Annotated in this window: 16 protein-coding genes; 11 read left to right on the forward strand and 5 right to left on the reverse strand. The window is 39.4% G+C overall.

Features of this window, described 5'->3' with window-relative positions:
• Positions 1-216 precede the first annotated feature (216 nt).
• Positions 217-861: an NAD-dependent epimerase/dehydratase family protein gene (locus tag I6N95_RS11230; RefSeq protein ID WP_209527645.1), complete on the reverse strand. Its 645-nt coding sequence runs from the start codon at positions 859-861 to the stop codon at positions 217-219.
• A gap of 410 nt (positions 862-1,271) precedes the next feature.
• Here I6N95_RS11230 and I6N95_RS11235 point away from each other — a divergent pair, with 410 nt between their 5' ends.
• Both I6N95_RS11235 and I6N95_RS11240 read left to right on the forward strand, forming a co-directional pair.
• Positions 1,272-2,813, forward strand: a complete 1,542-nt coding sequence (locus I6N95_RS11235) for an ABC-F family ATP-binding cassette domain-containing protein (protein WP_209527647.1) — start codon at positions 1,272-1,274, stop codon at positions 2,811-2,813.
• Positions 2,814-2,879: 66 nt separating this feature from the next.
• The gene (locus I6N95_RS11240; RefSeq protein WP_209527789.1) at positions 2,880-4,241 is read left to right on the forward strand and encodes a TrkH family potassium uptake protein; all 1,362 of its coding nucleotides are present in this window, start codon (positions 2,880-2,882) and stop codon (positions 4,239-4,241) included.
• A gap of 158 nt (positions 4,242-4,399) precedes the next feature.
• Here the strand turns inward: I6N95_RS11240 and I6N95_RS11245 are convergent, their stop codons facing one another.
• Both I6N95_RS11245 and I6N95_RS11250 read right to left on the reverse strand, forming a co-directional pair.
• Positions 4,400-4,603 (reverse strand): DUF2187 domain-containing protein, encoded by a 204-nt coding sequence (locus tag I6N95_RS11245; RefSeq protein ID WP_209527649.1) that lies wholly within the window; start codon positions 4,601-4,603, stop codon positions 4,400-4,402.
• Between the two features lie 381 nt (positions 4,604-4,984).
• Positions 4,985-5,953, reverse strand: coding sequence for a hypothetical protein (locus I6N95_RS11250; protein WP_209527651.1), 969 nt, complete (start codon positions 5,951-5,953; stop codon positions 4,985-4,987).
• A 369-nt stretch (positions 5,954-6,322) separates the two neighbouring features.
• Between I6N95_RS11250 and guaC the strand changes: the two genes are divergently transcribed.
• From guaC to I6N95_RS11265, 3 genes are all read left to right on the forward strand, one after another.
• A complete protein-coding gene (gene guaC / locus I6N95_RS11255) occupies positions 6,323-7,300 on the forward strand; it encodes a GMP reductase (RefSeq protein WP_209527653.1) in 978 nt (325 codons plus the stop codon).
• A 168-nt stretch (positions 7,301-7,468) separates the two neighbouring features.
• Positions 7,469-7,801, forward strand: a complete 333-nt coding sequence (locus I6N95_RS11260) for a PadR family transcriptional regulator (RefSeq protein ID WP_209527656.1) — start codon at positions 7,469-7,471, stop codon at positions 7,799-7,801.
• Entirely contained in the window at positions 7,798-8,760 is a 963-nt protein-coding gene (locus I6N95_RS11265) for a permease prefix domain 1-containing protein (protein ID WP_209527660.1), read from the forward strand. Before I6N95_RS11260 ends, I6N95_RS11265 begins: the two co-directional genes overlap by 4 nt.
• 71 nt (positions 8,761-8,831) lie before the next feature.
• On the opposite strand, the gene I6N95_RS11270 is transcribed toward I6N95_RS11265, so the two are convergent.
• A complete protein-coding gene (locus I6N95_RS11270) occupies positions 8,832-9,407 on the reverse strand; it encodes an ECF transporter S component (RefSeq protein ID WP_209527663.1) in 576 nt (191 codons plus the stop codon).
• Between the two features lie 29 nt (positions 9,408-9,436).
• A complete protein-coding gene (thiD, locus tag I6N95_RS11275) occupies positions 9,437-10,261 on the reverse strand; it encodes a bifunctional hydroxymethylpyrimidine kinase/phosphomethylpyrimidine kinase (protein WP_209527667.1) in 825 nt (274 codons plus the stop codon).
• Positions 10,262-10,375: 114 nt separating this feature from the next.
• Between thiD and I6N95_RS11280 the strand changes: the two genes are divergently transcribed.
• The 6 genes from I6N95_RS11280 to I6N95_RS11305 all read left to right on the forward strand — a co-directional run bounded on the left by I6N95_RS11280 (position 10,376) and on the right by I6N95_RS11305 (position 19,290).
• The gene (locus I6N95_RS11280; protein WP_209527670.1) at positions 10,376-11,800 is read left to right on the forward strand and encodes an aminotransferase-like domain-containing protein; all 1,425 of its coding nucleotides are present in this window, start codon (positions 10,376-10,378) and stop codon (positions 11,798-11,800) included.
• A gap of 209 nt (positions 11,801-12,009) precedes the next feature.
• Positions 12,010-13,545: a PucR family transcriptional regulator gene (locus I6N95_RS11285; protein WP_209527673.1), complete on the forward strand. Its 1,536-nt coding sequence runs from the start codon at positions 12,010-12,012 to the stop codon at positions 13,543-13,545.
• A gap of 185 nt (positions 13,546-13,730) precedes the next feature.
• Entirely contained in the window at positions 13,731-14,678 is a 948-nt protein-coding gene (locus I6N95_RS11290; protein WP_209527677.1) for a glycyl-radical enzyme activating protein, read from the forward strand.
• A 46-nt stretch (positions 14,679-14,724) separates the two neighbouring features.
• On the forward strand, positions 14,725-17,175 hold the full coding sequence (locus I6N95_RS11295; RefSeq protein ID WP_209527680.1) for a glycyl radical protein: 2,451 nt from the start codon (positions 14,725-14,727) through the stop codon (positions 17,173-17,175).
• A gap of 67 nt (positions 17,176-17,242) precedes the next feature.
• Positions 17,243-18,037 carry an enoyl-CoA hydratase/isomerase family protein gene (locus tag I6N95_RS11300; RefSeq protein WP_209527682.1) on the forward strand — a complete coding sequence of 265 codons (795 nt, stop codon included), beginning with the start codon at positions 17,243-17,245 and terminating at the stop codon, positions 18,035-18,037.
• A gap of 32 nt (positions 18,038-18,069) precedes the next feature.
• Positions 18,070-19,290: a thiolase family protein gene (locus I6N95_RS11305; RefSeq protein WP_209527684.1), complete on the forward strand. Its 1,221-nt coding sequence runs from the start codon at positions 18,070-18,072 to the stop codon at positions 19,288-19,290.
• The last annotated feature ends 1 nt before the right edge of the window (position 19,291 follow it).

Genomic DNA, 19,291 nt, shown 5'->3' on the forward strand with positions numbered 1-19,291 from the left:
TGGTAAAACCATTCCAAGCGAACCGGCTGTTCCGCTTGTTCGCGTTTTGCGAAAGTGCCGAGCCTTAACTCTAGCATTTAAAATGCGTAGAAGTTTAGGACATCGAAGAGCCTTAACTCTAGCATTTAAAATGCGTAGAAGTTTAGGACATCGAAGAGCCTTAACTCTAGCATTTAAAATGCGTAGAAGTTTAGGACATCGAAGAGAGAGGATTATTCATAAGTCATCTGGTGTTATGCAGGATGTGCTGGGATGGCGAATTTCCCAAATAACCCGGGTAGCTAGTCTTTGAGCATTAATGGGAAAGACTGGCCTAAAATAAACGCGAAGGATTGGAAGGTGGGCTAGAAAAAAAACCGCACCGCCTTCAATTAAAGAGAGAGGACGATCAACACCGATTACTAAGCCAGGTCGCACGATAGTGACTGGATTTGTCAGTTTGTTTAAGTCGTTTTCTGCTAGTCGTTTATGTTCAAGGTATTCTTTAGGAATCAATGGCCCATTGGCGTTGGCTGAAAGAAAGACATACGGTATTTGGGGATAGTGAGCTACTTGATCAGCGATCAGTTGATTAGCCAGTACGATCATTTTTTGATAGGTTAGACGCTTTTTCTGGTTTTCTCGTAAAATGCCAATTAAGTTAATGACACCAGAAGCGTTGACCACGTACTGTTGCCAGTTCTTGTCAGTGAATATATCAGATTTTACCCAAGTTATCAGAGGATGGTTGCGCAAAAACAGGTTTTGGGGCTCTCCTCTTCGAGAAATGCTGACAACAGGAATTTTCTGGTCAACAGCTTCCTTGCAAATCGCTTGACCAATAAAACCACTTCCGCCAAAAATTAAGAGATAGTTGGTCATAGTAACCTCCTTTCTATGTTTATCATACCATGTCAAGATGAAACAGTGGAGTGATGTGATTTTATTAAGCAAAACTATTTTACAAATCTCCAGAGGTGTGATAAAGTATATAAGCGAATGTGAGGTAATGATAATGAACAAAGCAACGCCATATATTAGACGAAACGGCTCCCTACAAATGAATTAGATGAAGCATTGTATGGAGCATTAAAAACGATAGACTCTTCATCACTTTTTTTGGAAAAAATCAGGCTTGCAAAAGTCTTATTTGAGTTGTCTAAATTAAGTGAGGATAAACAGATTTTATCAGGCTGCTAGGATGTATTTAGTGGCCTTTGTATGAAAAAGCAGAGGTTGGTAGGTGACTACTGAACTCTGCTTTATTTTATTTTGAAAAAGGAATGATGACAATGAGTATCTTAACAATTGAAGATTTGAACTATGCGTTACCTGATAAAGTGTTGTACCAAGAAGGCAATGTTACTCTAAATAGAGGGGAACATATGGGGTTAGTTGGTAAAAATGGTGCTGGGAAAAGTACCCTAATTAAAATTTTGATTGGTGAGGTTTTAGCCGATTCAGGCAAAATTACTTGGCAAAACCATGTCAAATTAGGTTACCTTGAGCAATATTTATTGATAGAAGAAGGTCAGACTATTCGGGAATTTTTGCGCACATCGTTTAAATTTCTTTATGATTTAGAGAAAGAGATCGAAGGCTTGTATGCTGATTATGGAGAAAGTTTGGCTGATGATCTGCTCGAAAAAGCAGGGAAGAAACAAGAAATACTTGAACAAAGTGGTTTTTATGCGATCGAACAAAGAATCGAAAAGATGGCCTTTGGGTTGGGAATTGCAGCGATTGGCATGGAGAAGAAGTTGAGCGAACTCAGTGGCGGACAGAAGTCTAAGGTCTTTCTAGCAAAATTGTTATTAGAGGAGCCGGATGTGCTATTACTTGATGAACCTACCAACTATTTGGACGATACTCATGTTCAGTGGTTAGCGGGTTTCCTAAACGATTTTGCTGGTAGTTATTTGGTTATTTCTCATGACTATCAGTTTTTGAATGAAATCACCAATTGTATTTGTGATATTGAATTCGGACGCCTACAGAAATATCCTGGTAATTTAAAGAAAGCGTTGAAGCTGAAGGAAATTGCCAATGAGAATTATTTAAAAGAATACCATGCTCAACAGGAGAAAATTGATAAATTGGAAAATTATATCCGAAAATACAAAGCGGGTTCCCGGTCGACCATTGCCAAAAGTCGAGAAAAACAATTAAATAAAATTGACCGTCTATCAGCACCTGAGCGAGTGTATCAAAGTGCTTTTGAATTTCCTCACGCTCCAATTTTGGCAAATTATCTGATCGAAACCAAGAACTTAGCAATTGGTTATAAGCATGCCTTGTTGCCTACTATCGATTTAATTGTTCAGCGAGGCGAAAAAATAGCGATTAATGGGTTTAACGGAATTGGTAAGTCAACTTTGCTGAAAACGTTAATAGGTGAGATACCAGCTTTAGGGGGAAATGTCATTTTGCCAGAAGGATTGGAAATTAATTACTTTTCTCAAGAGTTAAATTGGCCTAACCAGAGTCTGACCCCTTTTGATTACGTTCGAGAAGCATATCCTACATTACTAGATAAAGAAATCAGAACTCAACTAGCTCGCAGTGGTATTCACGATGACAATGTAAAAAAAGCAATGAAATTTTTAAGTGGAGGTGAGCAAACGAAGGTGAAACTCTGTATCATGACGATGATCAAGAGCAACTTATTAATTTTGGATGAGCCAACCAATCACTTAGATACAGATACCAAACGAGCACTTCGCCAAGCTTTAGATGCTTATGAAGGGACGATGTTAATCGTTTCTCATGAGGCTGATTTTTATGAGAACTTAGTGGATAGAATTGTGAATATTGAAGACTTACAAGCTGGATAAGCTAGTCTGTGATACAATGTTGTTATTAAACTACGTGGTGAAAATGGATGATAAGTTGAGGTTAGCATATTGAAAGAAAAGAAAAAGAGCAGGTTTCCAAAGAAATTATCGCCGGTTCAATTCATTGTTTTGAGTTTTTTTGGCGTGATACTAATAGGAATGCTATTATTATCATTGCCAATTGCGTCAACGACTGGCGACACGAATTTATTAGACGCATTATTTGTTGCCACTTCCTCGGTTTGCGTTACTGGCTTAACGACGGTTAATACGGCTGCTCATTGGAGTTTATTTGGTCGAGGGGTAATTCTTTGTTTAATTGAGATTGGTGGCATGAGTTTTATGCTGATGACCCTTTTTTTTACAATGGTGGTTGGCAAAAAAATTAATTTTGGAACGCGCTTGGTACTAAAAGAGGCTCTGAATCTTGACGAACACACGGGTGTGTTAAGATTAGGCCTCTATGTACTAAAGTTTTCCTTTTCTGTTCAGCTAGTTGGAACAGTTTTATTGCTGGTCTCTTTTGGCCCTAAATACGGTTTTTGGAAGGGTCTAGGGTACAGTCTTTTTCATGCTGTCTCAGCTTTTTGTAATGCGGGATTTGATTTGTTTGGTGACAGTCTAGAAAGCATGCGACAGGACAGTTATGTCATGATGGTTTTAGCGGGGTTGATTATTGCTGGTGGATTCGGGTTTGTCGTTTGGCGAGAAGTTTTAACCTGGTTTAAGACGAAAAAAATGTCGATTCATTCGCGCTTAGCGCTTAACGTCATGGGGGGCTTACTAGTCGGTGGCTTCTTATTGTTTTTGTTGATTGAGAAGAATTTAGCTGCCTATAGTGAGGACTTATCATTTGGGCAACGACTAGTGAATACTTTTTTTCTAACGGTGACACCACGGACAGCTGGGTTCAACAGTATCCCTTATAGCGACTTATCTGATGCCAGTCTGATCGTGACGATGATATTGATGTTTATTGGTGGGAACTCGGGATCAACCGCTGGCGGGCTTAAAACATCAACTCTCGGTGTTTTAGGGCTATATGCTTGGGCGAGTATTCACGGTCGCGAAGCAACTGTTTATCGGGAGCGGACAATTAATCGTAAAGTTATCATGCGGGCTTTTGCTCTTTTCTTTATCTCAACGGCCATTGCAATTTGTGCCATCACCTTATTGTCAATGACAGAAACAATTCCAGTAGGGGTTGGAATTGAGTATGTGGCATTTGAAGTTTTTTCAGCTTTTGGAACGGTTGGTGTGACAATGGGCTTAACACCAGAACTGACCCTAATCGGAAAAGGCGTCATTATTTTATTGATGTTTATTGGACGAGTAGGGGTTTATACGTTCTTATTAGCCGTGGCTCGCCGTCAAAAAAATAACGATACTCTGATTCGCTATCCGGAAGAAAATATCATGGTTGGCTAAAGGTTTTAAGTAGTCTATGGTTACCTTTACAGTGGTACGAAGAGGTGACACGCAGACGATCATTTCAACGGAGAACTACCTTTTTGCTGTAAACCAAATAAAAGACGTCTCAAATGCATGACAATTTGAGGCGTCTTTTAGTTTAATTAGTGTCAAAATTATATTTCAACGATTTGCGAGAATGGAATGACAAGCCGTTTGTTTAATTCCTGAACCCGAGTGGTATCAATTTGAGAAGAATCTCTTACCTCTACTAAAGCTGATAAATCATATAACTTTTCAACTTTTCCTTTAAAGCATTCTTCAAGTAAGGGACTTGCGCATTGATATGTGTTACCGACAACGATTAAATCTGCTTCCATGAAAATTCACCTTCAATTTCTTATACAAAAAGAATCACCAAATCTAGTTGTATTTTTTTAGTACCCTTATCTTACGATACTTGCCTGATGATTTCAATATGAATATTCATAAATAACTCATTTTTTGTTAAAAAAGACTAAATTACTCATAAAAACAACAAAAAATTCATGTTATTTTCACATTTGATAAAGAAATTAGCACATTTGTAATTTTTAAACGCTTCATCAAGTTAAAAGCGATAAGTGAAAACGAATTTTTTATCAATTGCTCGGTTAAGTGAAAGCTGGGTCCGTCCATCTCAATCAATTCATAATTCATAAAACTTTAGTTTTAGAGATTAGGGATATCGGAGCGGATCTAGTGGGTGGGACAAAAGGACTTTATGTTCCAGTGTCGTCTTCACTAAGTGACATGGCTTCTAGTAGCAGTTCAAGGAAAATATCGCCGTTTAAGAGACTTGGCAAATAGATCTTTGCTAAAATGGTGTTATCACTGTCTAAGAGATTGACTTGTTGACCGTAATGCCAAGATAAACGATCTTTTTTACGAGAAGCCGATTTTGAAAAGTGATGCAGTTGGACATCTGCAATGTCAAACATGTCAACCGGTGTGCCATCGATGGTCAATTGGTGTCCTTGCCAGACGATTTCAGCTCCCGTGGGCATAATTTGAGAGACTGGTAGATTTCCTTTGCTTTCTTCAATGATCAATTCACGATCAAAGTCTTCTTGCTGACTTGTATCAACCGAAATGGCGTGATGTTTAGCTAAATAGGGGAACACAATAGCTTGACCAGCTTGGAGTTTCTCACGTAGTTCACGGCCCTTTAGGGCGTTAAAATGCTCAATAATATCTTGTTGAATCAGGCCAATCGGCATTTTTTTATCCTCTTTATCTCTTAAATAAGGAGAGAGAACGGTCCAGGAAAAATTTTTGTGTTCGTAGAGGGCGACGACATCTCTGAAACCGTATTCCATAGCGTCGGGCAGACGTAAAAGATGAATAAAATCGACATTATTCAAATTAACCGTATAGGAAGCTTTTCGGCTATGTACGTCAATGCTGTTATCAGATATGGTAAATGAAATTTTTCGTTTATCAACCATTAAATAAACGATGGTGGCGATAAACAGGATCAAGAAAAAGATAGATAGACCAATCAGTAGTCCGCTAGCGGATTTTAAAGTTGTTAAAGAGAACTTTAAACTTCCTATCGAGACTCGCGTTAAAGAGGTTAAGGTGAATCCAAAAAGTATTCCAAGGCATATACTTGCTGTCATAAATAGTGTAGCCCAGATAGTTAATGCTAATTTATGTTTGGTTATTCGTGTTAGCGTCCGATGTTTCATTAAAGTTCCTCCTTTTAGGATCGGTTTGATGAACGACTAAAGGTTAATCACTAAATGTCTTTTCATTATAACATGTTTTCGATGTATCCGTTGGACTCTAAAATGATGAGAGAACGATGGTTGGGTCAAAGGAAATTTCCTGCTGGAAGAAGGGAGTCATTCGTCAGTTATGTGAAATAAATGAGTAAAACACGAACAATAAATGCTTCAATTAATAGTAATATAATAAAATATCAGTAAATGACTTGCTTTTTCTGGTAATATAAGGTAAATTATCTTAGGAAGCAAACGTAGAACTGTTAATTAATTGTTAATGTTCGTGTTTTCTTTCTAATATAATGAGTTTAAACTCAACAGGAGGTTATCAACATGAAAATTTTCGATTATGAAGATGTTCAATTGATTCCAAACAAATGTATCGTAGAAAGTCGTTCAGAATGTGATACAAGTGTGGTTTTAGGAAAACACACCTTTAAAATGCCCGTTGTCCCTGCTAATATGCAAACAATCGTTGATGAGTCCATTGCTGAATGGTTAGCATCTAATGGCTATTTCTATATTATGCACCGTTTTGAAGAGGACAAACGAATTCCGTTTATCAAAGAAATGACTGAAAAAAACTTGATTTCATCAATCAGCGTTGGTGTTAAGCAAAATGAGTATGAGTTTGTAGAAGAATTGGCTGCTCAAGGATTGATTCCTGATTATGTGACCATTGATATTGCCCATGGTCATTCCAATGCTGTGATTAATATGATTCAACATTTAAAACAATTTTTACCTGATACCTTTGTTATAGCGGGAAATGTGGGAACCCCCGAGGCTGTCCGTGAATTGGAAAATGCCGGTGCTGATGCGACGAAAGTTGGAATTGGACCTGGTAAAGTGTGTATTACTAAGATAAAAACCGGTTTTGGAACAGGTGGTTGGCAGTTGGCGGCCTTGCGTCGCTGCAGTAAAGCCGCTCGGAAACCATTGATTGCAGACGGTGGTATTCGAACTCATGGTGATATTGCCAAGTCTATTCGCTTTGGTGCTACCATGGTGATGATTGGTTCCTTATTTGCAGGCCATGAAGAATCACCAGGTGAAACAGTTGTCGTGGATGGCGTGAAATTTAAAGAATATTTTGGTAGTGCGTCTGAATTTCAAAAAGGTGAAAAGAAAAACGTTGAAGGCAAGAAAATGCTATTGCCATACAAAGGCGCTTTAGTTGATACCTTGACGGAAATGCAACAAGATTTACAATCGTCTATTTCTTATGCTGGTGGTAAGGACATCGGTGCGATTAGAAAAGTTGATTATGTCATTGTTAAAAACTCAATTTTTAACGGAGATTCTATTTAATCCCTTTTTAACGATCTTTCCTTGGCGGAGAGGTCGTTTTTTATTTTCTCTGATATTGGTTTATTACTTGACCTGTCGTAGTAATAATGCTAAAATTGAATTACTTCGACAGACGTAGTATATCAGTCGTAGTAAAATAGTTCTGAAGATTAGAAAGGGTGTGAGCAGATGATCAGTAGTGATGTGATTCGTGGGTATAACGATCCGATGATCTTATCGATTTTAATTGAAGGAGACTCGTATGGCTACGAAATTTCTAAGCGAATTAGAGAAATTTCAGATGAAAAATATATCATTAAAGAAACGACGTTATACTCTGCTTTTACTCGCTTGCAAAAAAATGGTTACATCGATTCTTATCCAGGGGATGAAACCTTTGGCAAGAAGCGCACTTATTATAAAATAACGCCGGCCGGACTAGAGTTTTACCTAGCTAAACGAGATGAGTGGCAGATTACTAAAGAAGTTGTGAATAAATTTATTGGAGGAGATAGCGAATGAATACGATAGCAGATTATTTGGAAACAATGTTTATCAATTTACCTGAAACTTCTGACATCATGCAACTGAAGTATGATTTGTATGCAAATATGGAAGATAAATATAACGAGTTAAAGATGGCAGGGAAAAGTGAGAACGAGGCCATTGGTGTTGTTATCTCAGAATTTGGGAATATTGATGAAATATTGGAAGAGATGAACGTTCACTATCGCGAAGAAGAAGTGGAAGAAAGTATTCCTGTGGTGGATTTAACGGAGGCTCTTAGCTATGTAGAAGCTAAAAAGCGAATTGGCTTAGGGATTGGCATTGGGGTATTCTTTTGCGCGCTGGGCTTAGCGATCTTTTTAACGATTGCGGTGCGATTTGATTCACCTGTCGGAATAGTGCCAATGATGATTTTAGCTGCAATCGGCGTTGGTCTCTTTATAGTCAGCGGTTATAAAAATAACACCTTTCAATATTTGCAGAGAGACTTTGTTATGACTGGCGCTTCTCGAAAGGTCATTCAAAATGAAAAGCAGGCCTATGAGAAAACGCATATTTTGGCGATTGTTCTTGGTGTTACAGCCTGTATTGTCTCGGTCGTGCCTTTTTTTATGATCGTTTTCCTCCGTCCATACGATGATAATTTTGTTGGTTTGGGGTTGGGGTTAATTTTAGTGATTGCTTCACTGGGGGTTATTTTCTTAGTTTATACAGGTAATGTTACATTGGCATTTAACACGCTGCTAAAAAATGCAAAATCTCATCAACCGACTAAACAGGAAGTGGCCTATAGTCGTGTGGATCACTTGTTTGAAGCAGTTTACTGGCCAATTGTTGTGGTTATTTACTTAGTTTGGAGTTTTACTGGATCAGGGATGAGATGGTCGTATAGCTGGATTATTTTTATGGTAGCAGGAATTTTACAGGAAGCCATAAAGGCCCTTATCGGGATTGTGCCTACTGATAAAAAATAAAAAACGTCTTGAGGATTGTTTCCTCAAGGCGTTTTTGTGTGACACAAGCAATTAATCATGTCGAAAAATGATTAATTCTGGTTAAAATTAGGGGTTGTGCGTTTATAAAAACTAGTGACAATTTGCTTAACTGGGTAGTAGACAACAGTCACAATTACGAGTGTCGAGATACCGTTTACGAGAGAGGCAGGCAGTGAAAGGAAAGCGGCAACGGCAGCAGGTTTCAAACTAGCACCAGCAAACATGGCAATAGCAGTACTCTTTAAAAAGGTCATTGCAAGTTTGGTGATAACCGCACTGACAGCTACTAAGATAATTTTGTAGATGTGATCATCCTTTTTATTGAAGGCCATATAAGTAAGGGTGGCAACACCGCCTACAACAAAGCTCTCTACGATGAAATAAGGTGCTTCTGCAGCAAAACCGTTCATTACATCAAAAATAGCGAAACCTAAGCCACCAGCAAGGGAACCTTTACGAAAACCAAGTGTTAAAACAGCTAGCAATAACACTGAATTACCTAAGTGAATAAAAGGAGCTCCTACAGCTGCTGGCATAGGGATGCGAATCATGGTTCCGACAAATGTTAGGGTGGCGAAAAGGCCTGTTAAGACAATGTCTGCCGTTGAAATTTTCTTTTTTTCCATGTTAATCTCCTGCTTTCATGACTAGTTGATTAAGGCCGAGGCAGCCGTGCCTCGGCATGATTATACGCACCGTGCCACACGTGGCCTAAGAAAGGATTGATTTCTAAGCCATCTTTAATGGCCGCTGCTACAAAGGCCTTTCCTTGAATCACCGCTTCTTTTACCGTAAATCCTTTAGCTAATCCTGCAGTGATAGAAGCGGCAAATGTGCAGCCAGCTCCATGATTAAAATCGGTTAAGTACATCTCGTTTTCTAAAGTGGTAAATTCTTGCCCATCATAAAAAATATCGATTGCTTGATTGCCAGCGATCCGTTTACCACCTTTCACCACGACATTTTTTGGACCTAAATCGAGAATGCGCTTCGCCGCTTCTTTCATATCTTCAATCGTGTGTAATTCTCCTAGACCAGATAGAATACCCGCTTCTATCAGATTAGGCGTCGTGATAGTTGCCACAGGTAAAAGTAGCTCTGTCATCTTTGCGACGTTTTCAGGTTGTAATAACTCCGTTGTGCCTTTACATGCCATGACCGGGTCAATCACCACATTTTGTTGGTTAAAAACTTCGATGTAGTGACGAGCGACTTCAATGGTGCTAATTTCACCAAGCATGCCTGTTTTTAAGGCAGCTAATGGAGCGCCAGCATAAATGGTCTTTAATTGTTTCGCCACGATGTCTGAATCGACGGAGGTTACGGTGTGAGACCAGTTGTCATCAGGATCCATGGTCACAAAACTTGTAATGGCTGAAAAACCAAAGGTACCGTATTCTTGAAATGTTTTTAAATCTGCTTGAATGCCAGCTCCGCCACTTGAGTCAGAACCGGCAATGGTTAATACTTTAGGAATCATATTGTGTTAGCCTCCATCATTTTCTTGATATCTCTATCATAAACGATTCATTGATTGACAAAAACAGCCAATTGGGTTATTTTTAACTCATCCAATTAATGGGATGTGAAAAAGATGTGGCAATTGCCAGTGAAGAAAACCAAGCCAATTTATCAAAGTATTGTTGAATTGGTTATTGAACAGATAAAATTAGGTCGACTATTACCAGGTGAAAAATTACCTCCAGAACGTCAGTTGGCCACAACCCTTGGTGTCAATCGCTCAACGGTTGTTCATGCATTAGATGAATTGGCGGCCATGGGAGTGATTATTCGTAAACAAGGGAGCGGGACCATCATCAATGAAGGCAAATGGGGCGTTTATACTGGGGCAGCTACTAATTGGCGAAGTTATTTGTCTGGTGCCTTTAATCGTCGTGACCCTTATCTGGAAAAAGTCAGTCAATTGGCTAAAACGGCGGAAAATCAAGTGATCGACGCCTATACAGGAGAACTTCCTTTAGAATTAATTCCCAGCTTGGAATTACCGAGCGTATCGTGGAATGATTTTTTACTGGAAGAAAGTTTACAGGACGATTTAGGTTATCTGCCATTACGGCAACAAGTAGTAGAAGTTCTCAACCGGGAACGTTCTTTAGCGCTAACGACCGACCAGCTGTTGTTAACTTCCGGAGCTCAGCAAGCCCTATTTTTGATTATTCAAGTTTTGCTTCAAAGTGGTGATGCAGTGGCCATTGAAGAACCCTCTTCTTTTTATCCTCTGCCGATTTTTCAAGCGGCAGGTATTCGTTTGTATGGTGTTCCAATCGATAGTCAAGGCATGAAGGTGGAATTGTTAGAACAGATGATTATCAAGCGGAAAATAAAAATGGTTTTGGTGAATCCCAATTTTCAGAACCCGACTGGCACGACCATGTCTTTGTCTCGCAGAAAACAGTTGATTGCTCTATGCCAACATTATCAGATTCCAATTGTAGAAGATGATGTGTTTAGTCAATTGTATTTTTCAGAAAAAGCTAAACCTATGTTGTTAAAGCAATTAGACAGTGAAAATGTGATCTATATTGGATCACTGTCTAAAATCTTAGGAACGACTACTAAGATTGGCTGGTTAAGTGCGCCTGTCAAAGTAACGGAAAAATTGGCTGAAGCACGTCGTGAAATGGATTTCACCTTAAGTATCTTTCCTCAAGTTTTAGCGCTATCGGCTCTGACTAACCAGCAATTCGATCACCAAATTAGTATGTTACGTCAGGAATTAAAGCATCGTCGAGATGTCTTAATTCGTTGTTTACAGACGCATCTAGGTGAGGCAGTAAGTTATGTTATTCCAGAAGGAGGTTATTATTTGTGGTTGGAGATTTCAGGCCATAAAATTAAGTTAAAGCAGTTTGAGCAACTGTTAGAACGGGGCATATTAACCATGCCGAGTTTTGTATTCGGAGCCAATTATCAAGGGTTGCGAATCAATTTTGCTCGATTGTCGGATCAGGAATCTTTGGAACTGGTTCGAGTATTAAAAGCAACATTTATCAATTAAGGATTAATATGCAGAAAAGAGAGAAGGCTATTTTGTCTTCTCTCTATTGTTATTTATTATCGGCTGTAAACCGAGGGATAACGTGGGTTAAGCAAGGAAAATAACACTGAAATCCAGTAGCTAATTATTTATGACCTGTGTTAGAATGAACCATATCGCGAATAAAACTGAAAAAAGGGTATATCAAAGTAAAGAGAGAAGGGAAGAAAGTGGTACTGACTATCAAAAAATTAATCAGCCATCCACGACTAGCGGATATTTTCGTCATGACAAAAGAAGAGCATCTGGAACGGGAGATTAGCACTGTAACAGTTCTCGATGCACCAGATGGTCCCAGTTGGTTGAAAGGAGGCGAACTAGTTCTGACTTCAGGTTACATCTTTAAAGACGACAAAGAATTGACCACTTTTATCGAATACTTGATTAAAGTCAATGCCAGTGGCTTGGGGATTAAATTAAATCGTTATCATCAGCAATTATCTGATGAGGTGATTGCGTTAGCTAATCACCACTCCTTTTCGCTGGTCTTAATTCCATATCATTGTGTGTGGTCTGATGTGATTTCTATTTACTACTCGTTAAAAGAAGAGGAAGAAGGAGGCGTTCACCAAATTGCTTCTAAAGATATCTATGCTTTGTATGTTTCGGCTAAGTGGGGAACCAGTCAATTTGCTAAAGATCTTGCGGCTTTAATCAATTGCGAAGTGTTGGTCTTTAATTACAAACAGGAGATACTGTTCGAACATCATCAAAAGAACAATAAACCGCTCAGTGAATTACTAAATCAGGCTTTTTTAAAGCGATTTAAAAATCGTTACATCGAACGAGTTGACAATGATTCCTATTTATTTAAGCGAGGATTTGAGCGAAATCAATCGTTGTTTATCCTTATCCGTAGTGATAATAGGATGCTATTAGAGAGCGTATTAGAAGTCATTGTGATGTTGGATCGTTTTCAGAAAAATGATGATGTGAATACAACCATCGATGAAGAGTATGGTTTTTTTCTCAATAAGTTAGCGACACAAACACTGACGACAGAGGAGTTAACCCATTTTCAAGAAATTCATCAAACACAAGATGTCTATTATTCTGCCATTGCAATCGTTGAAAATAAGGACAGTTACACTATTTTTAATCAGTTTAAAAAGTATGTTTATCAAGAACTTTCTAAAAAAGATGTGGTATTTCATCACCATCTACAGTTTAGTAATGACCATGAGTCGCTGATTGTTTTGATAGAAATTCGTGAGGAACATTTGGTGGGCAGTATTAAGTTGCACGAGGCTCTTCAGCGAGTGGCTCAGCGTTTTTATGAAAAACTAGGGGATCGGGTTGTGATCAGCGAATTTTATCTTGGGCTAAACGATGTACGACGCTGTTATGAACAAGCTCAACAGACTCTGAACATCGGCAGGTTAACGTATCCCAATCAAGGATTTATTGCTTACGATCAAATTGCCTTGTTTGCTTTTGCCTCTCCTCAGCAATTAGCGTCTTTAAACTTCTTTGAGATTGAAAGTTTACTTCAGGAGGAAGGGAAAAATTCTTATGATATCGTTCAGACTTTGGAAACCTATTTAGAAGAGAAAAATTTTAAAAAAGCAGCGGAGCGGTTATTTTTACATGAAAACACACTGCGCTATCGCATTCAAAAAATGAAAGATATTTTACGGATAGATTTTGAGGACAATTTTTATGCGTCGCATTTATTAACTAAAATTAAGTTGTGGAAATTGCTGTAAAATAGGTACAGGGAAAAGACCTTAGTGTGACTATCGCAGTCTTTAATAAGGTTTTTTTTTGTGAAAAAAGCGGTTTGTAAAAATAAACGAAAAAAACAGTTTATTTTGTAGAAAAAAACAACGAAAAAATGAAAGCGTTATACTATGATGGAAGAAGAAAAAAAGAGAGTCAGGTGATGCAAGGAATGACTGAAACAAAAGGTGTGATATTTAACATACAACGCTTTTCTTTACATGATGGAAAAGGCATTAGAACGGTTCTGTTTTTGAAAGGATGTCCCTTAGCTTGTCGCTGGTGTTCAAATCCTGAAAGTATTTCAGGAAAAGTTGATATTTTTCAAGATTTAACCAAATGTATCGGTTGTGGTCTTTGTCAAAAAGCATGTCCAGAGGATGCTATCTACTTCGATAAAAAACAGAATACCTATATCATTAATCGTGAAAAATGTACGAATTGTGGACTGTGTGCGGAGGCTTGCCCAACTACTGCGATTACTTCAATTGGGCAAATTAGAACGGTCACCCAAGCAGTGGCAATGATTAAACGTGATCTTCCATTCTTTACTAATTCTGGTGGTGGCGTCACGTTAAGTGGCGGTGAGATTTTGTTTCAACCTGCCTTTGCTTTTGAGATTTTAAAGACGTGTAAAGAAGATGGCATTGACACTGCTATCGAAACATCAGGAAATGGGAAGTGGAAGTGGCTCAGTCAAATCGCAACCGTCACCAACACGATTTATTATGATTTGAAAGCCATGGATGCGGAGTTGCATCGCCAGCTAACAACGGTCAACAACGATAAGATTATCAAGAACTTAATCGCTTTAGATAGGCTGATCGGTGAAATGTCAGTGGCTCAACGCCCTCAACTAATCATTCGCATCCCGATGATTGAGGGGAGAAATGTGACGGAATCAAACATCAAAGAGACAGCTGATTTTTTAAAAACCAATCTGACTTTTTACGATCATTTAGAATTGTTGCCTTTTCATAACTTTGGCGAATCTAAATATCGTCAATTAGGCAAGACTTATGAATTTGCTGGAGTGGCAAATATGGGGGAAGAAAACTATTCGAGATACTTAGAACGTTTTAATCAATTAGGCATAAAAACTAATGTGATGACATGGTAAGAACATGGTCGTTATGTTGAATTTATAAAACAATAGGAGGATTTCAATGAGTAAAGTAGTTGAAGCAACAAGTAATGTGGAATTTGAAGAGTTCTCTCGAACCGATCGTGTCCAACGGCTGAGAGACAAGTTTATGAAAACTCGTCCGAATGTTGATATCGAACGTGCTGTGATTTACGATCGCGTCTTTAAACAGTCGGATGAATTGGCAAATGATCCCTTAATTGTCGCTCGTGCTAAAGCCTTTTACACGTTTTTGAACGAACGCACGATCTATATTGAGGATGACCAGCTTTTCGCCGGATCATTTGGAAAACAAGCTCGAGCTTTTCCTATTTATCCTGAAAGTGTTGGAGATGATTTAGTAGATGAGTATCGCAAGTTGCCTACGAGAGAAATTGATAGTTTTGACTATGCAGAGGAGGACCGCTTAATTTTGGAAGAATTATTACCAAGATGGCATGAGCATTCTCTACGACAACAAATTTTTCCTAACATGGATGACTTTGAAAAAAATCTCTTTTTAATGCATCCGAAAACTAGTATCGTTGGCGGAACCAACGTCTTCACTTTGGATGTTCCGCTAAATGGCCCGGCAGGTCATATTACACCTGATTATCAAACCGTTATGGCAGAAGGCTTTTTGGGAATCAAAGAGCGGGCGGAAAAAAGATTAATTGAGGCTAAAGAAAAAGGCGATAAAGAAGGCGTTGATTTCTTAGAAGCGGCGATTATTTCGTGTGATGCCATTGCTAATTTCGCAAAACGTTATGCTGATTTAGCCCGTGGGATGGCAGCTGAAGAAACCGATGAAAATCGTAAAACTGAGTTACTCGAAATGGCTGAACGTTGCGATCGTGTTCCAGCGCTACCACCTCGTAACTTTAAAGAAGGACTTCAGGCCGTTTGGTTTACATTTGTTGGGATTCAAATGGAAGCGTTCCAACGGTGTTTCAGTGCAGGACGTCTGGATCAGTATTTAAATCCTTTTTTAGAAAATGACTTAAACGAAGGAACGATTACGATGGCTGAGGCTCAGGAAGCATTGGATTGTTTGTGGATGAAGTTTCCAGAAACCAATTATATTAACTCTGAGTATTACTCTCATATCGCCTCAGGATTCCCATCTCAACAGCAAATCATCGTCGGTGGGCAAACACCTGAAGGAAAGGAATCTTCTAACTTGCTGAGCTATATGGCAATTCAAGCTTCAATTAATACGTTATTACATCAGCCGAGTATTTCTGTTCGATTCTGCGAGGATACACCAGATAGTCTGATTTCTAAAGCGTGTGAACTGGCTAGATTAGGAACGGGTCATCCATCCTTCTTTAATGATCGTCGTTGTGTGCCAGCTCTGGTTAGAAAAGGCATCGAGTTAGAAGACGCTCGGGATTATTCATCAGTTGGTTGCGCCAGCATTCAGCCGACAAGAAAGGATAAAGGTTCTCATAATGCAGGGTATATCAATGTTGCTAGTGCTTTAGAGTTTGCTTTGCATGATGGGTATTGGAAGAAAGGTGATCGTCAAATGGGCTTACACACAGGCGACCCACGTGAGTTCACTGACTTTGAACAAGTCATTGGGGCGTTTGAAAAGCAATTAGGTATGATGATTGACGTGTATTCAAAGACTGCGGTTAAAGTTGAAGAAGCGCATCGTGACGGTGTTCCAACACCATACATTTCTTGTTTTGTTCAAGATTGTATCGGTCGCGCTCGCGATAGAAGTAATGGCGGTGCTTTGATTAACTCTGGAATGACGCCACGAGGAATTGGTTTGGCAGATGTGGCCGATTCATTAGCCGCGATTAAGAAACTGGTCTTTGACGATCAAACATTAACGATGGGGCAATTGCTTGATGCTTTAGAAGCAAATTTTGAAGGGCAAGAAGAAGTGCGACAACTGTTGATTAATAAAGCGCCTAAGTATGGAAATGACGATGAGTTAGCAGATGAAATGGCCATGCGTACGGTAGATATTTACGTGAACGAAACAGATAAGCACGAAAGTTTATTTGGAGGCAAGTTCCACCCAGGCTTTAGTTCAGTGTCTTCTAACGTACCTTATGGAACAGCTGTTGCAGCATTACCAAATGGTCGTAAAGAATTTGTACCGTTGGCTGACGGTTGTTCGCCTAGTCATCATGTGGATAAAGAAGGACCAACTGCAGTCGCGATTTCTGCTGGTAAATTAGATCATGAAGGGATGAGCGGCGGTTCTATCTTAAACGTGAAATTTAATCCATTAACGGTGGCCGGAAAAGACGGTTTGGCTCATTTGACTCAATATGCTAAAGGAGCTTTAGAAGCTGGGGTTTGGCATATGCAATACAATGTTGTGGATGTAGAAACACTGCGTCATGCTCAAGAACATCCAGAAGAACATCAAGATTTGATTGTGCGTGTAGCAGGATACAGTGCCTTTTTCTGCGGATTGAGTAAGCAGTTGCAAGAAGATGTTATTGACCGGACAGAACATTTGATTGCTAACTAATTTTTCTTAATAGACTAACTGAAAAAGCAAAGACTGGTTCTTTGCTTTTTTAAAAGGAGAATTTTTAATGTATCAAGACATTATATATGAAGAAACAGGCAAAGTTGCCACGATCACTCTCAATCGACCAGCAAAAATGAATGCTTTATCTGATCAGATGAGGTCTGAGATTCGACAAGTAGTGGCTCATTTACAGCGATCAAATGAGATTCAAATTGTCATATTAACAGGGGCGGGAAAAGCTTTTTGTGCTGGTGGTGATATCAATGTTATGAAAGCGAACATCGATAAACAAATTCCTTATGAGGATCGCTTGATGGCTTATCGACGAGATGTGGTTGAAATGGTTCAGACTATTAAAAGTATCCCCCAATTGCTGATTGCGAAATTAAATGGTGCCACCTTTGGAGCTGGCTGTAGCCTTGCCTTGTTATGTGATATCCGAATCGCCGCCAGTCATGTAAAATTTGGTCTGCCTTTTGCCAAACGGGGGCTGATTCCCGATTGGGGGGCTAGTTACTATTTGCCCCGAGTGATTGGATATGCCAAAGCCATCGAGCTATCAGTATCAGGTAGAACGTTTTCAGCCCAAGAAGCCAAAGCCATCAATTTAATTGACTACGAGGTGCCTGAGTTAGAACTTGATGAGTTTATCTCGGCTTATATAAACAAAGTCTTAATGAGTAGTCCCTTTGCCATCCGGATTATTAAAAAAAATATGGAAGCATCCTGGCATCAGAGTTTGGAAACGGCTCTTGAGCAAGAAGCAAGTCTTCAAAGTAGTTGCTACCTTTCTGATGATCATCGTGAAGGGGTTGAAAGTTTCATTGACAAAAGACAACCTGAGTTTAACGGAAAATAACAAATAAAACGTGATGAGAGAGGTGGAAATACATGAGAGAAGTTGTCATCACTCACGGTGTGCGAACGCCAATTGGCAAGTTTGGACAATCCTTAAAAGAAATTGACGATATCAGTTTAGGAAAACAAGTTCTGGCAGAATTGGTGCATGTGCGCGCGGATCTTGATCCTCATGAGATTGATCATGTGATTTTGGGAAAAGTGAAACAAAATGCCAGTCTTGCCAATGTGGCTCGTAATGTGTCATTAGCAGCCAAGTTAGCGGAAGAAACCCCGTGTTTTACAGTACACCGACAATGTGGTTCTGGGTTGCAGGCGATCATGGATGGATTTGAAATTATTAAGGCGGAAGAAGCGGAAGTCATCGTGGCAGGTGGAGTCGAAAACATGAGCCAATCGGCATACTTTATTCGCAATACTCAAAATGGTCTTGGTAGTTCTGGAAATGTTAGGATCGAAGACTCTTTAATTGCCGGTGGTCCAAGTTCTATCCCAATTAAGAAATTCGGAAATTTTCCTATGGGATTAACAGCTGAAAACTTAGCTGATCAATATGATATTTCACGAGATGCCCAAGATCAATTCGCCCAAGAAAGTCAAGAACGAATGGCTCAGGCCATGGCATCAGGCTATTTTGACTCGCAATTGTTACCTGTTAAAAATAGTACGGGAGACGTGGTATTGGCCCAAGATGAGCATCCATTTTTAAGTAGTATAGAAAAGCTAGGTAGTTTGAGGCCGGTCTTTAAAAAAGACGGCAGTGTGACAGCAGGCAATTCGTCAGGTCGTAATGATGGCGCCGCCGCCGTTTTGATGATGACTCAAGAAAAAGCCGAAAAATTAGGGTATCAACCACTAGCAAAAGTTATCAGTATTGGGGCCAGCGGTTGTGATCCATTGATCATGGGGGTTGGTCCAGTGGAATCGACTCGAATTGCCTTAAAGAAAGCGGGCTTGACCATCGATCAACTAGACGTGATTGAGCTAAATGAGGCTTTCGCGGCTCAGTCGCTAGCTGTAATTGAAGAGTGGTCAAAGTGGAGTCAATCGAAAAAAAAATTGAGGGAAAAAATTAATCCCAATGGTGGAGCTATTGCTCATGGCCATCCACTAGGATGCACAGGAGCGGCTTTAACGGTTAAGTGCATGTATGAACTGCAACGAATTGAGTCTCATCGTTATGGGCTGATAAGTTTATGTTGTGCTGGTGGACTCGGCGTTTCAGTTATCATTGAGAAAGTCAAGGAGGGGTAAG

This window comes from Vagococcus allomyrinae, from assembly GCF_017829975.1.
GTDB classification, from domain to species: Bacteria; Bacillota; Bacilli; order Lactobacillales; family Vagococcaceae; genus Vagococcus_D; species Vagococcus_D allomyrinae.

Coding starts and splice junctions, on each gene's coding strand:
- I6N95_RS11260 (WP_209527656.1), top strand. CDS start 7,469: ATGATCAGTAGTGATGTGATTCGTGGGTATAACGATCCGATGATCTTA.
- I6N95_RS11270 (WP_209527663.1), bottom strand. CDS start 9,407: ATGGAAAAAAAGAAAATTTCAACGGCAGACATTGTCTTAACAGGCCTT.
- guaC (WP_209527653.1), top strand. CDS start 6,323: ATGAAAATTTTCGATTATGAAGATGTTCAATTGATTCCAAACAAATGT.
- I6N95_RS11265 (WP_209527660.1), top strand. CDS start 7,798: ATGAATACGATAGCAGATTATTTGGAAACAATGTTTATCAATTTACCT.
- I6N95_RS11235 (WP_209527647.1), top strand. CDS start 1,272: ATGAGTATCTTAACAATTGAAGATTTGAACTATGCGTTACCTGATAAA.
- I6N95_RS11280 (WP_209527670.1), top strand. CDS start 10,376: ATGTGGCAATTGCCAGTGAAGAAAACCAAGCCAATTTATCAAAGTATT.
- I6N95_RS11305 (WP_209527684.1), top strand. CDS start 18,070: ATGAGAGAAGTTGTCATCACTCACGGTGTGCGAACGCCAATTGGCAAG.
- I6N95_RS11250 (WP_209527651.1), bottom strand. CDS start 5,953: ATGAAACATCGGACGCTAACACGAATAACCAAACATAAATTAGCATTA.
- I6N95_RS11300 (WP_209527682.1), top strand. CDS start 17,243: ATGTATCAAGACATTATATATGAAGAAACAGGCAAAGTTGCCACGATC.
- I6N95_RS11245 (WP_209527649.1), bottom strand. CDS start 4,603: ATGGAAGCAGATTTAATCGTTGTCGGTAACACATATCAATGCGCAAGT.
- I6N95_RS11290 (WP_209527677.1), top strand. CDS start 13,731: ATGACTGAAACAAAAGGTGTGATATTTAACATACAACGCTTTTCTTTA.
- I6N95_RS11230 (WP_209527645.1), bottom strand. CDS start 861: ATGACCAACTATCTCTTAATTTTTGGCGGAAGTGGTTTTATTGGTCAA.
- thiD (WP_209527667.1), bottom strand. CDS start 10,261: ATGATTCCTAAAGTATTAACCATTGCCGGTTCTGACTCAAGTGGCGGA.
- I6N95_RS11295 (WP_209527680.1), top strand. CDS start 14,725: ATGAGTAAAGTAGTTGAAGCAACAAGTAATGTGGAATTTGAAGAGTTC.